This window comes from Synergistaceae bacterium, assembly GCA_017450125.1.
In the GTDB taxonomy this organism is placed as follows: Bacteria; Synergistota; Synergistia; order Synergistales; family Aminobacteriaceae; genus JAFUXM01.
On the sequence record JAFSWZ010000027.1, the window covers coordinates 15,911 to 34,068 of the forward strand.

Annotated in this window: 13 protein-coding genes; 7 read left to right on the plus strand and 6 right to left on the minus strand. The window is 55.2% G+C overall.

Annotated elements, in window-relative coordinates; translation table 11 throughout:
- Nucleotides 1-20: 20 nt before the first annotated feature.
- The 7 genes from IJT02_05740 to IJT02_05770 all read left to right on the plus strand — a co-directional run bounded on the left by IJT02_05740 (nt 21) and on the right by IJT02_05770 (nt 9,931).
- Nucleotides 21-893, plus strand: coding sequence for a sulfide/dihydroorotate dehydrogenase-like FAD/NAD-binding protein (locus IJT02_05740; protein ID MBQ7544429.1), 873 nt, complete (start codon nt 21-23; stop codon nt 891-893).
- A 128-nt stretch (nt 894-1,021) separates the two neighbouring features.
- Entirely contained in the window at nt 1,022-2,401 is a 1,380-nt protein-coding gene (gene gltA / locus IJT02_05745) for an NADPH-dependent glutamate synthase (protein ID MBQ7544430.1), read from the plus strand.
- Nucleotides 2,402-2,458: 57 nt separating this feature from the next.
- The gene (locus IJT02_05750) at nt 2,459-4,141 is read left to right on the plus strand and encodes an SEL1-like repeat protein (GenBank protein MBQ7544431.1); all 1,683 of its coding nucleotides are present in this window, start codon (nt 2,459-2,461) and stop codon (nt 4,139-4,141) included.
- 13 nt (nt 4,142-4,154) lie between these two features.
- Nucleotides 4,155-5,318, plus strand: coding sequence for a polysaccharide pyruvyl transferase family protein (locus IJT02_05755; GenBank protein ID MBQ7544432.1), 1,164 nt, complete (start codon nt 4,155-4,157; stop codon nt 5,316-5,318).
- Nucleotides 5,319-5,322: 4 nt separating this feature from the next.
- Nucleotides 5,323-6,474: a pyridoxal phosphate-dependent aminotransferase gene (locus IJT02_05760; protein MBQ7544433.1), complete on the plus strand. Its 1,152-nt coding sequence runs from the start codon at nt 5,323-5,325 to the stop codon at nt 6,472-6,474.
- Between the two features lie 3 nt (nt 6,475-6,477).
- Entirely contained in the window at nt 6,478-8,568 is a 2,091-nt protein-coding gene (locus tag IJT02_05765; GenBank protein MBQ7544434.1) for a hypothetical protein, read from the plus strand.
- Between the two features lie 49 nt (nt 8,569-8,617).
- Nucleotides 8,618-9,931 carry a glucose-6-phosphate isomerase gene (locus IJT02_05770; GenBank protein ID MBQ7544435.1) on the plus strand — a complete coding sequence of 438 codons (1,314 nt, stop codon included), beginning with the start codon at nt 8,618-8,620 and terminating at the stop codon, nt 9,929-9,931.
- A 144-nt stretch (nt 9,932-10,075) separates the two neighbouring features.
- Here IJT02_05770 and IJT02_05775 read toward each other — a convergent pair whose 3' ends face one another.
- The 6 genes from IJT02_05775 to IJT02_05800 form a co-directional block, all read right to left on the minus strand.
- On the minus strand, nt 10,076-11,725 hold the full coding sequence (locus IJT02_05775) for a hypothetical protein (GenBank protein MBQ7544436.1): 1,650 nt from the start codon (nt 11,723-11,725) through the stop codon (nt 10,076-10,078).
- A gap of 90 nt (nt 11,726-11,815) precedes the next feature.
- The gene (locus tag IJT02_05780) at nt 11,816-12,499 is read right to left on the minus strand and encodes a polysaccharide deacetylase family protein (GenBank protein ID MBQ7544437.1); all 684 of its coding nucleotides are present in this window, start codon (nt 12,497-12,499) and stop codon (nt 11,816-11,818) included.
- Between the two features lie 98 nt (nt 12,500-12,597).
- Entirely contained in the window at nt 12,598-13,425 is an 828-nt protein-coding gene (locus IJT02_05785) for a MetQ/NlpA family ABC transporter substrate-binding protein (protein MBQ7544438.1), read from the minus strand.
- Nucleotides 13,426-13,480: 55 nt separating this feature from the next.
- Nucleotides 13,481-14,125 (minus strand): ABC transporter permease, encoded by a 645-nt coding sequence (locus tag IJT02_05790; GenBank protein MBQ7544439.1) that lies wholly within the window; start codon nt 14,123-14,125, stop codon nt 13,481-13,483.
- Between the two features lie 19 nt (nt 14,126-14,144).
- Nucleotides 14,145-15,185 carry a methionine ABC transporter ATP-binding protein gene (locus IJT02_05795; protein ID MBQ7544440.1) on the minus strand — a complete coding sequence of 347 codons (1,041 nt, stop codon included), beginning with the start codon at nt 15,183-15,185 and terminating at the stop codon, nt 14,145-14,147.
- Between the two features lie 195 nt (nt 15,186-15,380).
- Nucleotides 15,381-18,146, minus strand: a complete 2,766-nt coding sequence (locus tag IJT02_05800; GenBank protein ID MBQ7544441.1) for a class I SAM-dependent DNA methyltransferase — start codon at nt 18,144-18,146, stop codon at nt 15,381-15,383.
- Between the last annotated feature and the right edge of the window lie 12 nt (nt 18,147-18,158).

Sequence of the window (18,158 nt, forward strand, 5' to 3'; positions counted from 1 at the left end):
TATAACGAGGGGGAATATCTTTGCATAAGATACTCGAGAAACGCCAGCTCTCCTACGACAAAGAGAGAGACCAGAGCGTTTTCTACTACAAGGTCGAAGCACCCGAAATCGCCCGCAACCGCAAGGCGGGACAGTTCATCATCTTCCAGATTGACGAGGACTACGGCGAGCGCATACCTCTGACCATCGCCGACGCAAACGCCGAAGAAGGCTGGATCGCAATCGTCTTCCAGACTGTCGGGGCAACAACCCGCCGCTTCTCCATGACCTTCAACGAGGGAGACTATGTACCCGTACTCGTCGGGCCTCTGGGCAAACCCACCCACATCGAGAAGAAGGACGGCATCGTCGTCTGTGTAGGCGGCGGCATCGGCATCGCTCCTCTTCACCCGATAGTTCAGGCGAACCACGCAATCGGCAACAAGGTAGTTACAATCATCGGCGCACGCACAAAGGAGCTTCTGTTCTTCGAGGACGAGATGCGTGAGGCCAGCGATGAACTCATCGTCGTTACTGATGACGGAAGCTACGGGCGCAAAGCAGTCGTTACCGTACCTCTCACTGAGCTCTGCGAGAAGGAGAAGGTCAGCGAGATAGTCTCAATCGGCCCGGCAATAATGATGAAGTTCTGCGTTGCCGCCGCAAGACCTTTCGGCGTACCCATCACAACGTCGCTCAACACGATAATGATTGACGGCACGGGAATGTGCGGATGCTGCCGCGTCAAGGTCGGCGACCAGACAAAGTTTGTGTGCGTTGACGGCCCTGAGTTCGACGGCTACCAGGTCGATTTCGACAACATGATGCAGAGGATGACGGCCTTCAAGGACAAGGAACGCGAGGCAGACCACAAGTGCCGTGTAGGGCTTGATGCCGGAAAGGTAAGGGCATAACGATGAGCGAACACAAGACAACAGAGATTCTGCAGGAAGAAGCGGCCGGACTGTGGGCTGGCATAGAGGCCAAGAAGGCAGATGGCAAGTTTGTAGCTAAGGACAGAACAGCGATTCCTCAGCAGGAGATGCCCTCACAAGACCCTGTAGTCCGCGCAAAGAACATGTCAGAAGTTGCGCTCGGCTACACTGAGACTCAGGCGCGCGTTGAGGCCGAAAGGTGCATTCAGTGCGCAGCAGCTCCGTGCAAGAAGGGCTGTCCTGTGAGCGTACCGATTCCCGAGTTCATCAAGCACATTCAGGAAGGCGACTTCAAGGGCGCAGTTGACACCATCAAGAACACGAACCTTCTTCCCGCGATTTGCGGCCGTGTCTGCCCGCAGGAGAAGCAGTGCCAGAGCTTCTGCACCGTCGGAAAGATGCTGAAGTCCCCCGAGAAGGCAGTAGCAATCGGCAGGCTTGAACGTTTCGTAGCAGACTGGGAGAGAGCACATGACCTTATTTCCGTGCCCACGCCGAAGCCCGACACAGGGAAGAAAGTTGCTGTAATCGGTTCAGGCCCTGCAGGACTCACAGTAGCCGCAGACATCCGCCGTGAAGGCCACAGCGTAACAGTGTTTGAGGCGTTCCAGAAGACCGGCGGAGTCATGGTGTACGGTATTCCTGAGTTCCGTCTTCCGAAGGCAATCGTCGCCAAAGAAGTCGAGAACCTCAAGAAGATGGGCGTTGAGTTCAGGACGAGCTTCCTTGTCGGACGCACGGCAACCCTCGAGCAGCTGCTTGACGAGGGCGGATACGATGCGGCGTTCATCGGGACGGGTGCAGGACTGCCGAAGTTCATGCGCATTGAGGGCGAAAACCTCATCGGAGTATTCAGCGCGAACGAGTACCTGACGCGCTCGAACCTCATGAAGGCCTACGACAGAGACCACGCAGACACACCGCTTTACGACGCAAAGAGAGTTGCAGTGTTCGGCGGCGGAAATGTCGCAATGGACGGTGCACGTACAGCCTTAAGGCTCGGTGCGGAGAAGGTCTACTGCGTTTACAGAAGAACCCGCGCTGAGATGCCGGCACGTATCGAGGAAGTTGCACACGCATTTGAAGAGGGAGTAGATTTCCACTTCCTCGAGAACCCGACGAAGTTCATCGGCGACGACAAGGGCAGGCTTGTGGGCGTTGAGCTTCTGAGCTACGAGCTCGGCGAGCCTGATGCGTCCGGCAGAAGGAAGCCCGTAGCGATTCCGGGAACTGAGCACGTGCTCGACATTGATGCGGCAGTCATCGCTCTCGGCAACGACTCCAACCCTCTGATGGCGCAGACTACTCCAGGCCTCAACGTAACCAAGTACGGCAACATCATTGTTGACCCTGAGACGCAGAAGACCAGCATTGACAGGGTATGGGCAGGCGGAGACATCGTTCTCGGTGCGGCAACGGTCATCCTTGCGATGGGCGAGGGACGCAGAGCTGCGGCGAGCATGAACGCATACTTGGCCGGCAAGTAACGCATTAACGTAACTTCAGCGGAGGAGTCATTCACGGCTTCTCCGCTTTTGTGTCTAATGATGAAGAAATTAGCGTTATTGCTTGTGAGCATTCTCCTGCTTCAGGGGATTTCCCGCGCAGAAGAATATGACCCTCAGAACACGATGCTCGCGCTGAACATGGCGGTTGTGTCCGTCCACAGGATAATCACCACGCAGAGCCGTGCAGTCCTTGATGACGAGTACCAGAACATCATCAATAACCTAAGTCTCGGCAACATACGTTCAGACCCGGAAATCACGGAGCTTTACGAGAAGCTGCTGGACGTTGCGGGCAGAAAGAAGCTCCGCAGTGAGGAGGCAGAGTACCTCAGGAAGAACTACGACGCGGCGGCCAAGAAGTCGATCTCCGGCGCGCTGTCTGACTTCGGGAAGAGTTCTGTTGCGGCGATCCGCGAAGACGGGAGCATCGGAGCATTCTTCGGGAGCTTCAGCACTCTGCTGTCTGTCGGTGCGGCGAGCTATTTCAAGTACCAGACCGGCGGCGTGAACCTTAAAGGTTCTCTCGAGGACAACCTTTACCGCCTGAAGGCAGAAGACTTGGCCGACTTCAATGAACTTCAGAAGCAGCTGCTCTCGTCGTCGTGGAACTTGATGAACAAGTACAGCCTTCCCGATGAATACCGTCTCGTCCAGCGGTCAATGGATGATTTCAGCAAGGCCGTCGACGGGGACAATGAACCTGCGCAGAAACTGAGGATGCTTCAGGCACTCGAGGATGATTTCCGCGTGTATGCTCCGTACTGGTACTACAGGGCGAAGGCAGCTCATGACACCGGCGACGAGGAAGAAGCTCGGGTGTGCCTCGACGTGTTCGACGAAGTGTGGAGGCCGGTTCTGCGTAGAGACCCCTACATGCTGGAGGCGGCGAAGTTCAGGATAAATGACCTGGTGAAGGACGGACTGCCTTACGACGAGGAGAAGCGGCAGGTACTTCTTGGGTTCTGTGGCATCATGCGCGGAAACACAATGCGCGAGGACTGGGTCAACAACCTTTTTGCCGGAGCTGTATATTACGCTCTTGACGAGAAGGACGAGGGCATAAGGTGCTTGTCGGCGAACATCGATTTCGGCTACGAGGAGGAACTCAGCGGGGCAGTCCTGCAGTACATGAGGGCGGGTGTTCCTGCGGTGATGCTGTTCAGCGAGGCACTGCGTTTACTGAAGCTCAACGAACTTACCGCAGGCATGAGCAGTCCTGACCGGCAGAGAGTGTTCATGATTGCTGACTGCCTTGACGGAAAGGACGGAGCACCTGAGAGGCTCGCGCTTGTGGCCAAGACTCCGGCGGAACTCCACGCGCTTAGGGTAAGTCTCCTCAGAAGCCCGGAAAACTTCGCGGAAGTATCTTTGCTTGCGGAGAATCAGCCTCTGTCAGGCGATGAACTCTCGAGAGACTATGCCGTGATTCTTCCCGCGCTGAAAGTTTACTCGGACGACGGCAATGCGCTGGCAATGGTCATGCTCGCAGATATGTACCTTTACGGCTGGGGAGTTGATGAGTATCCTGAACTCGCAAAGTCGTTGTACTTCAAGGCTGCAGAGAAAGGTGAGCTGTACGCGCAGTCGATGTATGTCAGTATGCTGATACTGGACAGGAAGCGTGAAGCAGTTGTTGAGGTGCCTGAACCGTCAGCGGACAAGAAGCCGCAGAAAGACAGGAAGCCGCTGTTGAGGTTCTGGCCGTTCAAGAGGCAGTGAAGGGAGAAGCGTAATGCGAGTAGGAATAATGACGTGGTTCACGTACCACAACTACGGCACTGCTCTGCAGGTTACGGCACTCACGAGCAGGGTGAAGGCTCTGGGGCATGAACCGTCGGTGATTAACTACAAGCCCGACAGCCGCATGAAGAGCATAAAGCGTGAGGGGCTGTTCCGTTTTCTGGCGGTGAGGATTGTTCGGAGAATTGCAGGACTGTTCCGGCCAAGACACAGGAACTATGCTCCCGCAGAACGTGAGGAGAAGTTCCTCAGCTTTCTCGGTGAGAACATATCCCTTACGGAGAAATGCGACACAATGCAGGAGCTCGAGGATGTCGCAAAGAACTTTGACGCTGTGATTTGCGGAAGCGATCAGATATGGTCTCCGCTAGGCTTGGACGCACATTACTACCTTGACTTTGTTCACGACAGGGCGAAGAAGGCGGCGTATGCTCCGAGCATCGACACTAACCACGTGAGGAGTGAGGCTGTCAGACAGCGGGTGATTGCGCTTGCCGGAGATATAGCGTATCTTTCCGTACGTGAGAAGGCTTCCGCAGAGACGCTATCCTTGTGGCTGAACAGAAAGGTTGAGGCTGTGCTAGACCCTGCGCTTCTGCTCAAGGCCAGTGAGTGGGAGAAATATACGTATACGAACCTGCAGATATTACCGACGGGGGGGGGGGGCTACTGCCTCGTTTACATGCTCACACCAAACGACAGCTACTACGAAGAGAGCAGAAGGATTGCCGGAGTGCTCGGCCTAGAGGTGAAAGTTATCCCTGTCTTCGTGGAGGATCTGCACCGTGAAGGCTGCATAACGTCTCCCGTAGGCCCGGCAGAGTTTCTAGCTCTGTTCAGAGATGCAGCGTTTGTCTGCACGGACTCCTTTCACGGAATGGTCTTCTCCATAATTTTTCACGTGAACTTCGTCGAGTTCGAACGCTTCGCACATGATGACCCCATCAACCAGAACTTCAGAATCTACAACATCGCAGAACTGCTGTCGCTTGAGAGCCGGATCTTCAGCGGCAGAGTTCCCGACGAAACGCTGAGGTCAGCGATTGATTTCCGTGAAGTTGACCGCAAACTCGACAAACTCCGCGAGGATTCGTTGTGCTGGTTGAAGATAACACTTGATACAATTAGCAGCATCCATTCAGACAAGGAAGTGTAGCATTATGGAACTGGCAAAGAAATTCAGCAGACAGAAACCGTCGGGAATGGTGAGAGTCTTTCAGGCCATCGAGAAGATGACTGACGTGCTCAACCTCAGCATCGGCGAACCCGACTTCGTAACCGAGCCCGACATAGTAGACGCGGCGGCACGTGCGGCTAAGGAAGGCTTCACGCACTACCCTCCGCTACAAGGCTACCTTGACGTTCGCGAGGCAGCCTGCGCGTACTGGGAGAGACATCACGGCTTCAAGGCTTCTCCTGATGAGGTATATATCTCGGTCGGCGGACTTCACATCCCGTGGCTGGCGTTCGGCGCGCTCCTGAACCCGGGAGATGAGGTTATGCTCATCGAGCCGTACTTCACGCCCTACGAGGCACAGATTCGCGGGAACGGAGGAGTCCCTGTGTGCATCAAAACGCGCGAAGAGAACAACTTTGCGCCCAGCATCGACGAGCTCCGTGCGGCGGCAACACCTCGAACCCGCGCAATAGTCCTCAACTATCCCGGCAACCCTTCGGGACGTGTGGCATCGCTTAAGCAGCTCGAGGAAATTGCCGAATTTGTGATTGAACATGATTTATTTGTGCTGAGTGATGAGATTTATGAGTCTATGGTGTTCGGAGGCGAGCACGTATGCTTTGCCAACATTCCCGGCATGAAGGAACGCACTCTTCTTGCGGCGGGAGTCTCTAAGAGCCACTGCATGACCGGCTGGCGCATCGGCTACATGTTCGCCCCGCAGAACGTCATCAGCACAATGTGTGTTCTGTCGTCGTTCCAGACTTACGGCGTGAACACGTTATCGCAGAAGGCGGCGGCTTACGCTATGAACACTCAGGACGACAAAGTCAAAGCCCGCGCGGCAGTTTTCGGCGAACGCATGAAGATGGTGGAGCGCAGGTTAAACGCGATGAAGGGGGTGAAGTGCCACCCGGCAGAAGGAGCATTCTACTTATTCCCTGACATTTCGGGGACGGGGCTGAGCAGCGAGGAATTTGTGTGGCAGCTCCTCAATGAAGCACATGTAGCAGTTCTGCCCGGAAGTGCGTTCGGACAGACGGGAGAAGGGTATCTGCGCATAGCTTGTACCCAGTCTATGGAGACTCTCAGCGAGTCGATGGACAAGATGGAAGAATTTTGCAGGAGGTTTTAGCAAGTGAAGAACAGCAAGTTTTTATGTTTAATGGCACTGGCACTTATTGTGCTCGTATCGTCAGGAGGCTGCGGAGGCGGAAGCAGCAGCTCATTCGTCGACAATAACAGTCCTGATACACAGAGCCAGGACGTTACGCCTGCACCAACCAGCCCGGACGTAACGACACCTACGGTTGACGTTGAGGATCCTGAGACGGTATCGACGATACTTTCCGGCCTGAACGCACCGAACGGAACGGAGGTCATGGCTCTTCCCGAAAGTGCTTCCGGCAGTAAGAGGACGCTTAATGACCTCAGCGACGAGGAGAAGGCCGCAATTCCGGCGAACGAGACAGCGGCAGCAGCTCTGCCGACCATGAGCGTGGACAAAGATGCTGTGTACGTGTTCGGCGTTGCTCTGAACAACCTTAACGCAGGGGATGCGATTTACCTGCACATGATTTCGAAAGCTAATGCGGCGGCTTCAGAGTTTTCGGCGGCTGATGCAGAGGACGGCTCGTACATCTTCCTTGACGACGACGGGAAGACTGTAACGACAGTCCCGGCGAACAAGCACGTTAATGCTGCAGTGTACATGACGGCGGGGAAGACTTACGCGCCGGTCATCACGAAGGCTTCGGCCTCATCCGTAACTCCTGAGGTGTCGCCGGACAACCCTTCTCCGACTCCTGTACCGACACCGACTAGTCCGGATGTTGCTCCAGAGAGCGGCGATACTCCAGCACCCACGAGCCCGGATGTTACTCCCCAGAGCGGCGATGTCCCGCCCACACCTCCAGAGAGCGGCGACAATCCAGCACCCACGAGCCCGGATGTTACTCCCCAGAGCGGCGACGTACCGCCCACACCGCCTACGGACAGCGATGACGCTACGCCTTCAACGGACAGCGAGGACGTTACTCCGTCGGTAGACAGCGATGACGCTACACCTTCAACGGACAGTGAGGACGTTACTTCGTACACAGCGACAGAAGAAGGGAAGCACGCAATCGAACTCACGAGCGGGACGGCAAGCTACAGTGATGTTACGGTAACGAAGACCGGCGACGCAACAGGCCAGAGCGACGGCGAGAGCGGCTACGACTGGACGGGCTCGAACGCGGCAGTATTCGCGAGCGGCGGAAGTACCCTGACGATTGAGGACGCGACGATCACCAGCAATGCAACCGGCGGAAATGCAGTCTTCGCGTACGGCGGCAACCTCAGCGGGAGCGGCTCGGGCGACGGAACGAAAATCACCATCTCCAACTCAACCATCACGACCAGCAAGAACAATTCCGGCGGCATCATGGTTACCGGCGGAGGAACAATCGAGGCCAGCAACCTCACCATCACGACGCAGAGCGGTTCATCTGCAGCCATCAGGTCAGACAGAGGCGGCGGCACAATCACTGTTACGGGCGGAACGTACACCGCGAACGGCCAGGGCTCGCCTGCGATTTACTCGACTGCTGACATCACCGGCAATGACGTTACGCTTGTTTCAGGCATCGCGCAGGTCGTCGTGATTGAGGGCGGAAACTCCGTAACCCTCGACAACGCGACTCTTACCGCGAACCACACAAGCCTTAACGGCAACGACAGCTACTATCAGGCAGTATTGATTTACCAGTCGATGTCGGGGGATGCTTCGGACGGCTCGAGCTCCTTCACGATGACAGGCGGAAGCATAACGAACGCGAACGGAGACATCTTCCACGTAACCAACACCACGACGACTATAACCCTCTCCGAGAGCATCAACATCGTCAACAACGATTCATCAGGTTACTTCCTTAGGGCATCGTCCGGCAGTTGGGGAAGCTCCGGGAGCAACGGCGGAAAAGTTACGCTTAATGCTGACGGCCAGGACATCAACGGAAATATGTTAGTGGACAGTGTCTCTACGCTCGCACTGAACCTGAAGAACAGCTCGGACTTCGAGGGAGCAGTCAACTCCTCAGGACAGGCAGGAACTGTCAGCGTAGTGCTCGATGCAACATCGACGTGGACGCTTACGGGCAACTCCTACGTTACCAGCCTGACGAACAACGGCACAATCAACACAGGGAGCTATACACTTTACGTCAACGGCACAGCTTACACGGAGTGATTCGGGGCGTAAAATATAGGCATTTCCCAAATTCTTAACATGGAGGTAAGTGTTCATGGTAGGCTTTGACTATTCCAACGCCGCAAGGTTCGTCCGAGATCATGAGGTCGAGAGCATGAAGGTTATTGCTCAGAATGCAGCAGAGAGGCTCAAGTCCCGGCAGGGTGAGGGCAATGACTTTCTGGGCTGGATTGACCTTCCGGTGAACTATGACCGTGAGGAGTTCGCGCGCATAAAGATGGCGGCCAAGAGGATACAGAGCGACTCTGACGTTCTTCTTGTGGCAGGCATCGGCGGATCTTATCTCGGCGCACGCGCGGCAATCGAGTTCCTGAGGCACGGCTTCTACAACGAGCAGAGCAAGGAAGCCCGCAAAACTCCGCAGATCTACTACATCGGCAACAGCATGAACGGCACGTACATTCAGGATGTGATAGACTTGCTCGAGGGCAAGGACTTCAGCATCAACGTAATCTCCAAGTCCGGCACGACGACCGAGACGGCAATAGCGTTCCGTGTGTTCAGGGAACTGCTCATCAAGAAGTACGGCCAAGAAGGCGCGGCGAAAAGAATCTACGCAACGACGGACAAGGCGCGCGGTGCTCTGAAGACCCTTGCTGATACAGAGGGCTATGAATGCTTCGTGATTCCCGACGACGTAGGCGGCAGGTTCTCGGTGCTTACGGCTGTGGGACTTCTGCCCATCGCAGTGAGCGGTGCGGACATTGACGCGCTGATGGCGGGTGCTGCGGCGGCACGTGAAGTTGCTCTGAACCAGCCCTTCGAGAGCAACCCTGCGCTTCAGTACGCGGCTCTGAGGAACATAATGCTTCGCAAGGGCAAGAACGTCGAGATTCTGGCGAACTACGAGCCCGCAATGCACTACATCTCCGAGTGGTGGAAGCAGCTTTACGGCGAGAGCGAAGGCAAGGATCAGCACGGAATTTTCCCGGCGAGCGTTGACCTCACGACCGACCTGCACTCTATGGGGCAGTTCATACAGGACGGAGCGCGCATAATGTTCGAGACCGTGCTCAACATCCAGACCCCCCGCAAAGATTTCGTGCTCAAGGCGCAGGATAACGACCTTGACGGACTGAACTACCTCGCGGGAAAGAATATGAGCTACGTGAACCAGTGCGCAATGAAAGGAACAATCGCGGCGCATGTTGACGGAGGAGTCGCGAACTTCATGGTGAACATGTCGGCTCAGGACGAGCATTCGCTTGGGGAGCTGTTCTACTTCTTCGAGTTTGCATGCGGAGTCAGCGGGTACATTCTGGGGATAAATCCCTTCAACCAGCCCGGCGTGGAGTTCTACAAGGCCAATATGTTCAAGCTGCTCGGCAAGCCCGGCAAGTAACCTCCTAACGTAAACACAATTCCCCTGCTCAACAAGGCGGGGGATATTTTTATGGCAGGTTTTCGTGTATGATTATGTCTGCGGAAAGAGTGCGGGGCGGTATATTTTCATTCTATGCTGCTTCCCTTTTTCCGCCGCCCCAAGTTACTTGTCGTTGTTGAGGAGGCTATAGACTGCTTCAGGCTGCTGGTTCGCGACGGAGATAATCATGTCTTGTCCCTTGCTGAGTATCTGGAACTCTATGAACCTCATTGTTGACTTGGCCTCGTCCGCATCGGTTATCCTGCTTCGGGACTGCGTGAGGTTTCCGCCGCTCTGTGCAAGGTTCGTCGCTGTGTGCTGGAGCGAGTCGCTGTAGGAGACAATCTGCGTCCTCTGCCTCACAACGTCTTCTATTGCTTTGTCGATTATCCCTATCGAACGTTCCGCAGTCTCACGCGTGAGAACATTGATGCCGCTAACTCCGAGCCCTTCCGACGAGACATCCCCGAACTGCACAGCGAAAGTCTCTGCCTGGTTCGTCCCGACCTGGAAGATTATCCCGCTGTTCTTCATGGTCATGAATGCGTTGTACGCGTCCCTGCCCGTCAAGGTGTACTGCTCAGCTTCGCCGTCCCACAGCGCAGAAGTTCCCGCCATCGGGTCAAACTCTACGCTGATGTTCTCGCCGATAACTCCGTGAAGGACATTGCCCGTAATCTTCACGTCAGAGGCAAGTGCTGCGCCCGAGTCCGCGTCGTACACCGAGACAGTGTAGGTGCTCTCTGTAGCTTCCTGTACGGTGTTGAGGCCGAGCGCGTTTATCAGGCTGTCGTCGCCGGAGAGGAACAGTTCTCCGTTCCTGCCGGGCACTGCACTGCGAAGGACAAGGCTGGCTTTGAGGGAGTAAGTCTCTCCGTCATCGTCAGACATCACCTCGAGGTCAGAGATCGTCCCGAAGTTCCCCGCGTCGTCAACGTACGCCATCTGTCCGAGTGATTCTGACACCGCCGAGTTAATCTTGTCCGCAACATCGTACAGAGTGTCGTTGCCGTAAATCGTGAGGTCTGCCGTCCTGCCGTTGCCCTGTACAATCTTCAGCGTCTGAGGCTCCTCCACGATGAACGCATCACCCTGCGTGTCGGAGTAGAACTGCCCGATGTCCCGCAGAGTGTTCAGGCTCTCCGCGAAAACCTGAAACGACTCCTCGTCGCTGTCCTGCTGCTCTATCTTCGTGAGCTTGCCGACCTCGAAGATATTGCTCCTCTGAACCTGAGCTTTGCCCGGCTCTGCACGAACCTCTATCCTGTAGCTCCCCTCAGGCTTCCCCAGAATCGACGCTCCTCCGCGAACTGTCGCCCTCAGAGTGCTGTCGTTGGCTGACCACATCAGCCCAGATGTCCCGTCAAGCAGCTTCTTCGTGTTGAACTGCGTTATCTCTGCCACCATGTCCAGCTTGCCCTTGATGGCCTGGACTTCCTCGTCAATGTGCTGCCTCTCGCGCGAAGTCAGCGTGTCGTTGGCCGACTGTACGGAGAGCTCGCGCATTCTCTGCAGGAGTTCGTTGGAGTCGCCTAAGGCACCTTCGGCGGTCTGGAGGAGGCTGATTCCGTCTTGGGCATTCTTTACGGCCATAGAGTAACCCGCTATCTGCGAGCGCATCTTTTCGGAGATTGCGATACCTGATGCGTCATCGGCGGCAGAGTTTATGCGCAGTCCTGTAGCTAAGGGCTGTATTGACTTGTGAAGCATTGCCTCCGTAGCCCTCGCTGTGTTCAGTGCGGATAATGCCGTAATGTTGTGATTTATTATCATGATATTCATTCCCCTATTGTAAAGATGCCGTATACTTGCAATAAGTATCGGGGATAAGCGCAAAAAAATAAACAGGAAGATACAGATTTTTTATGTTCTTCCGCCGTTCCACAAGTCTTCAAGCCGCACGAAAGTATAGCCTCTCCTTTGCAGTCCTTCTACGATTTCCGGCAGAGCGTCTACTGTGTTGGGCATTCCCGAATGCATGAGCACGACATCTCCCGGCCGTGCACTCCCGAGAACGAGGCGCACAATCTCTTCTTTGGGACGGCCGGTGTAGTCTGCGGTGTTGAGGCTCCACAGTCCGAGCTTAAGGTTCTTGCGGCGCATTGCGTTGAAGATCCGCAGATTCCAGCCTCCTCCGGGCGGACGGAGAAAACGCGTCTTCCTGATGCCGAGCTCCTCGAGAACGTCGTCGCACCTCTTGGCCTGAAGCGCAATGTGGTCAACAGACGGGTCTTGGTACAGTCGCGGGTGGGTGTAGGTGTGGTTGGCGAGTTCGTGCCCGGCGTTGTGCAGGAGGAGCGTAACCCTGCCGAAACGCTGTGCGAATTTCCCGACGACGAAGAAGGTGGCTTTGACGTTGTAGGGTTCTAGTGCGGCGATAATCTCCTGCATTCCTGTTTCACGCGGGCCGTCGTCGAAGGTCAGGACGATTTCTCGGACGAACGGGTCTCCTGATGCGATGCCGTATTTGTGCCGTTCGCTGGAGAGAGGGCCCCACTCGATGAAGAGGAAAACAGCCAGCGATAAGAGCAATAATCTCCGAAGCATAAAATTCTCCTGTCCAAAATTTATGATGAAGTGATTATAGCAGAGGAGCAAAAAATTACCCCCCAGCCTTCAAGACTGAGGGGCAGAGAAAATCTCCGTTACTTCATGAACGGCACAAGCAGTCCTTCATCCCAGCCCACAGGCCTGAAGAATCCGCCGTACAGTTTTGCTAAATGCGCCTTCATTGCCTCGCTCTGGTACGCGTCGACAACTTTGGTGTACGTTGCTAGTTTCTCCGGGTCCTCAAGGTCAGCAGTACGTGCCGCGATTAAGTTCCAGTACTCCTGCTCGCGCGCCTGATCCGCGTAAACTGCATCGCTCGCCTTCAGTCCGTAGTCCAGCGCGTAAGTGTCGTTGATTACGCCCGCCGCAATGTCCGGCAGTGCTGAAGGTATCGTGTTCGCCGCGAGCTCCTGAATCGTAATCTTCTTGCTGTAGCTGGCGATGTCCTCCTTCGTCGGGTTGAAGCCCGCTCCCTCGCGCAGAGTGATAAGCCCGCTCGTGGCCAAGACCTTGATTGCGCGTCCGCCGTTCGTCGGGTCATTGGGGATTGCGATTACGTCGCCGTCCTTGATCTCGTCTAGGCTCTTAATCTTGATTGAGTACAGGTTCAGCGGAACAACGAACGTGTTGGCAATGTTCGTGAGCTTGTAGCCCCTGCTCTCCAGCTCGTCGGCAAAGTATATCCTGTGCTGGAATCCGTTGAGGTCAATATCCCCGTCAGCAAGTGCACGGTTCGGCGTAACGTAGTCCGTGAACTGTATCACCTCAAGGGTAATGCCCTCCTTCGCGAGAGCTTCCTTGACGGGTGCCCACATCTCATCGTAGACGCTGCCGGTAACCCCCAGCCTCACCGTAACCGCCGCCGATGCACTGAGTGCCAGAGCCAGCACAAGCGCGAACGCCACAACTAACTTCTTCGTCATAACAACATACTTCCTTTCACGAAAATATCTATCTACAAACCGAAGGCTGAAACCCTCAGTGTGTATTCTTCCTCGCAAAGTACTCCCCTAACCACTGCACAACGCTGACTCCAGCGACAAGCACGCCCACAACTACCCACGTAATGTCCTGCATGTTCCTGTCATGCCCGTAACGTATCGCGAAGTCTCCGAGCCCTCCTGCACCTACAGCACCGGCCATAGCGGTTAATCCCAGAAGGCTTATGATTGTGATTGTGATTGCACGGATTATCGGCGCAAGGCTCTCGCGCAGATACACCCTGAATATCACCTCGAACGGGCTCGATCCCATCGACAGCGCAGCCTCAACAAGCCCCTTGTCTGTCTGTGCAAGCGCGCTCTCAACCTGACGCGAGAAGAACGGCGTTGCTCCGAACACCAGAGGTACGATAACACCTCTCACGTAAATTGCTGTGCCCATTATTGCACGCGACAACGGCATTAATGCGGTAAGCAGTATGATGAACGGTATCGACCTGAACAGGTTAATGATCTTGTCGAGCACCTGATACACAGGACGGTTCTCCATTATGCCGCCGGGTTTCGTTACGGTCAAGATTATTCCGAACACCAGCCCGAACACGAAGATGATTGCTCCCGACCAGACTTCCATCAAGAGAGTATCTCCGCAGGCCTTCCAGAACTCGGGAAGCCTCCTCATGAGATTCGGAAGCCATCTGCTAAGCTCCTGCATCCTGAATCACCTCCACACGTATATTCTTGCTCCTGTAGTACTCTATTGCACGGTTGATGTTCTCTCTCGGCCCGCTGAAGATTACGACCGTCCCGCCGACCATTGAGCCCGCGACAATCTCGACATCCGCAAGCACAATGTTTATCACCACGTCGAACGCCCTCGACGCGTAGGAGATCAGCGGCTCCGACACGTCCGCGTAAACGTAAACCAGCCGTGCCATGAGTTCGCCGGGCTTGAGCTGGACTATCGGGGACTCGTCGCGTATCAGCGTCTCAATCTTCGAGAGGTTGGAGGTTGTGCGCACAAAGTTTCGGGTAACGGGATGCTTCGGCGAGGAGAAAATCTCGAACACGTCGCCGCTCTCTATAACTTTCCCTGCATCCATCACGGCAGCTTTCAGGCAAATGTTCTTGACGACTTCCATCTCGTGCGTAATCACAACGATTGTCAGGCCAAGTTTGCGGTTCAGATCCTTCAAGAGCTGGAGGATTGCGCCGGTGGTCTGCGGGTCTAACGCGCTTGTAGCTTCGTCGCAGAGGAGTATTCCCGGGTCATTGGCGAGTGCACGTGCGATTGCGACTCTCTGCTTCTGCCCGCCGGAAAGCTCTGACGGGTAAGCGTTCTCCTTGTCGGGAATGTCTACCAGTGCCAGAAGCTCCCGTACCCGTGCCTTCATTGCGTCCTTAGTCATTCCGCGCAGGGGGTAAGCTACGTTCTGCATGACCGTGCGCGACGGCATAAGGTTGAACTGCTGGAATATCATTCCGATTTTCGTGCGTGCCTTGTAGAGTTCCTTCGGCTTCAGCTTCGTCATCTCTACGCCGTCAATCCTCACGCTCCCGGAGTCCGGCCGTTCGAGGAGGTTGATGCACCGCACAAGCGTAGACTTCCCTGCGCCGGAGAAGCCGATTATCCCGAAGATGTCTCCGTCGTTAATCGTCAGCGATACGTCATTGACCGCGTGAATGGCTGTATCCTTCCTGTCGGCGTTGAAGCTCTTAACAATGTGTTCAAGTTCAATCAATCGTTCTCATTCCTCCTGCATATAACAAAAGCGGGAAGCCGTTTCGTGTACGTACTCCCCGCGTCATTATCTCTTCAGCGAACAGCACGACAAACTATGTGCCTTCACACATCATCATGCTGGTAATAATTATGCTGTCAGAAAAATTATTGTTAGCCATAGTGCGGAAATTATATGCCCCGCAAAGCCTGAGTGTCAAGATTTGTCTTTCTTCGCCTCCCGGTACATCCTGAACAGCTCCGCCGCAATATCCTCCTCGCTCCTGTCCTTCGCCCACCCGTACGCCGCACACACCGCCGCATCATTCGCACGGTGCGCCTCACGCAGGGCCAGCGGCATCGCGTTGTCCGTGTACAGCTCCGCAAAACTGCACTCAGGGTTCAGGGCCCGCGCGTCCAGAATCGCCTGCGCAGTCCGCTCTATCCTCGCGCGCTGCTTCTTCGTCGGTGAAGGCCAGCAGAACGTGTTGTACACCACTCTTGTACTGTACCTGTAACCTATTCCCAGCCTTCCGCAGACTCTCCTGACCCACGCCATATGTACCCTGCTCGTCAGGACTCCGAAATGATACAGCGTTGCATCAGGTATCATGTACAAAGTGTTACCTGGTATTACTTCAGCAGGAAGCCAGCCGAAGGGAATATAGCTCCTCTTATCCGATGACACCTGAGGAATTGCAAGATAGTTTTTCGTGGCGTAACGTATCTCACTGAACAGCGCGGGTGTCTCTGCCTGCTTCCTCGTTGCGGCTCTTGCGCTCTCAAGCCTGAACTGTTTAACCCTCTCTATCCTCTCCATTACGCGCGGACATTTCGTGATGATACTCGGGCTTGCATCAACCAGCCACAAGCAGTATCTCGGCACTCTCTGTATGAAGTCAACTCCCATCATGAACGGACGAATCAATTTCTCGGCGAGCGGGTCAGTCCTCAAAAGCTCGTCTCTCTCTTCAGCAGTCATGAGGAGATTTCCATCATCACGCGGAAGGCCTCCTATTAACGTTCTCGGGGTATCCTCCCTCATCGGCTCGGGCTGGGGCTCCGCAAACTCGTTAGGCCCGGGCACAAGGTAGAAGTTTATGTTGTCCACAAGCCGCACTTTCCCGCCGGTAATCAGCTTCTTCTTCACGCCCGGCTTCTCTCCCCAGCTGAACCCTATCACTACGCAGTGAACCTGTGCCTTCTCCTCCGCCTCGCTGTCCCACTTGAAGGCCGTGTGCGCAAAGTCGATGAATATCCTGAACCCGAAGTGCAGGGGCTTGAAGACTGTGCTGACAAGTTCGCCCTGAGTGATTGAGTTCGTCGAGACGAAGGCCGCCCGCGCCTTTGTGCCGCACAGGAACTCCGAAGCCTTGTAGTACCAGCACGCAACGTAATCGAGTTTCCCCGCCAGCTTTCCGTCCTTGTAGAGCGAGGCAATCTCCTGCTTCTGTTCCTTCGACTGTGAAGGGTAGCCCAGATACGGAGGGTTGCCGATAACGCAGAGATTTTCGTCAGGCGTGATGACTTCGCGCCAGTCTGTGAGGACGGAATTTGCCTCAATGATGCGGTTGTAGGTTTTGAGGGGCAGGATGTCTTCGTAGAGCTGAACGATGGATTTGGTCTCGTTGAACATCTGAGTTTCGGCGATCCACAGGGCAGTACGCGCGACGTGGACGGCGAAATCATTAATCTCTATCCCGTAGAATTGCGAGATGGAGACCTGCACGGGGGTTTCTTCCTGCGAGAACGCAAAGGAGATCTGTCCGCGCGTAAGTTCCTGAATGATTCTGTTCTCGAGGCGGCGCAGTGAAAGATACGTTTCTGTGAGGAAGTTTCCTGAGCCGCAGGCCGGGTCGAAGAATCTCAGAGTGCCGAGCTTCTTCTGGAACTTCCGCAGGTTCTGCGTTCTGGACTTGTCGGGAGGAGCTGAGGTTATCTCCTCAAACTCAGCGTTGAGGCCGTCCATGAAGAGCGGGTCAATCACCTTGTGGATGTTCTCTATCGACGTGTAATGCATCCCTCCGCTGTGGCGGGTCTTGGGGTTGAGGGTTGACTCGAAGACTGCACCGAAAATCGTCGGGGAAATTCCCGCCCAGTTGAAGCCCTCGCTCATCTCCTCGAGGATTATCCTTAACGGCTCTCCGTCGAGCTGGGGTATCTCTATGTCCGCTTCCTCGAACAGCCCGCCGTTGACGTACGGGAACGCCTGAAGGTCTGCCTCGAGGTACGGGTCTCTGTTCTCCGGCTTCCTGCTCAGGACGGCGAAGAGCTCCCGCAGTGAGTTCCGTGCTGAGTTTCTGCGTGAGGCTAAGTAGTCGTGAAACTGTTTCGGCGCGAAGAGTCCCGAGTCCTCAGCGTAGAGCAGGAAGACGACTCTGACGCAGAAGATGTTTAGGCTCCGCTGTGATGCTTTGCCGTCGGGGTCAACGTAGCGCGTGAGGAGTGAGTCATAGAGTTTTCCGACGAGTTCGCCGGCTTTCACGGAGACTTCGAGCTCGCGGATTTCTTTGGGGCTTGAGGCTTTGCTGTCTACGAGGAATGCCAGCTTGTTTGCTTCGCGGCCAAGATTCTCGAGCAGTATGATTTCCGGCTCTGCTCTGGGTGTCTCCATGTCGTGGACTCTGAACTCCCGGAAGTTGCAGACCACGATGAACCTTCCGCGCTGTGATGCCGGTAACCAGTCGTAATATCTCTTGGCCTGCCCGAACGGAGTAATTACCGTGCCGTCTGACTGCGTCTGTGGCTTGTCGAGGTCAATGCTCCGCGATTTCTGCTCGATTATGATTCGTGTTGAGGGTATGTAGCCGTCGATGAAGCTGACGTGAGAGAGCTCCACCCTCTTCTGAAACTCTATCATTTCGCCGGGGTTCTGAGTGTCCGACAGACAGCCGAGCAGTTCGAGCCAGAAAGTCTGCGTATCGCTCAACTCGTCGCCTCTGTCCTTCCAGCGCATGATGAAATCATTGATGTTGTTAGTCATGGCAAGAAAAAA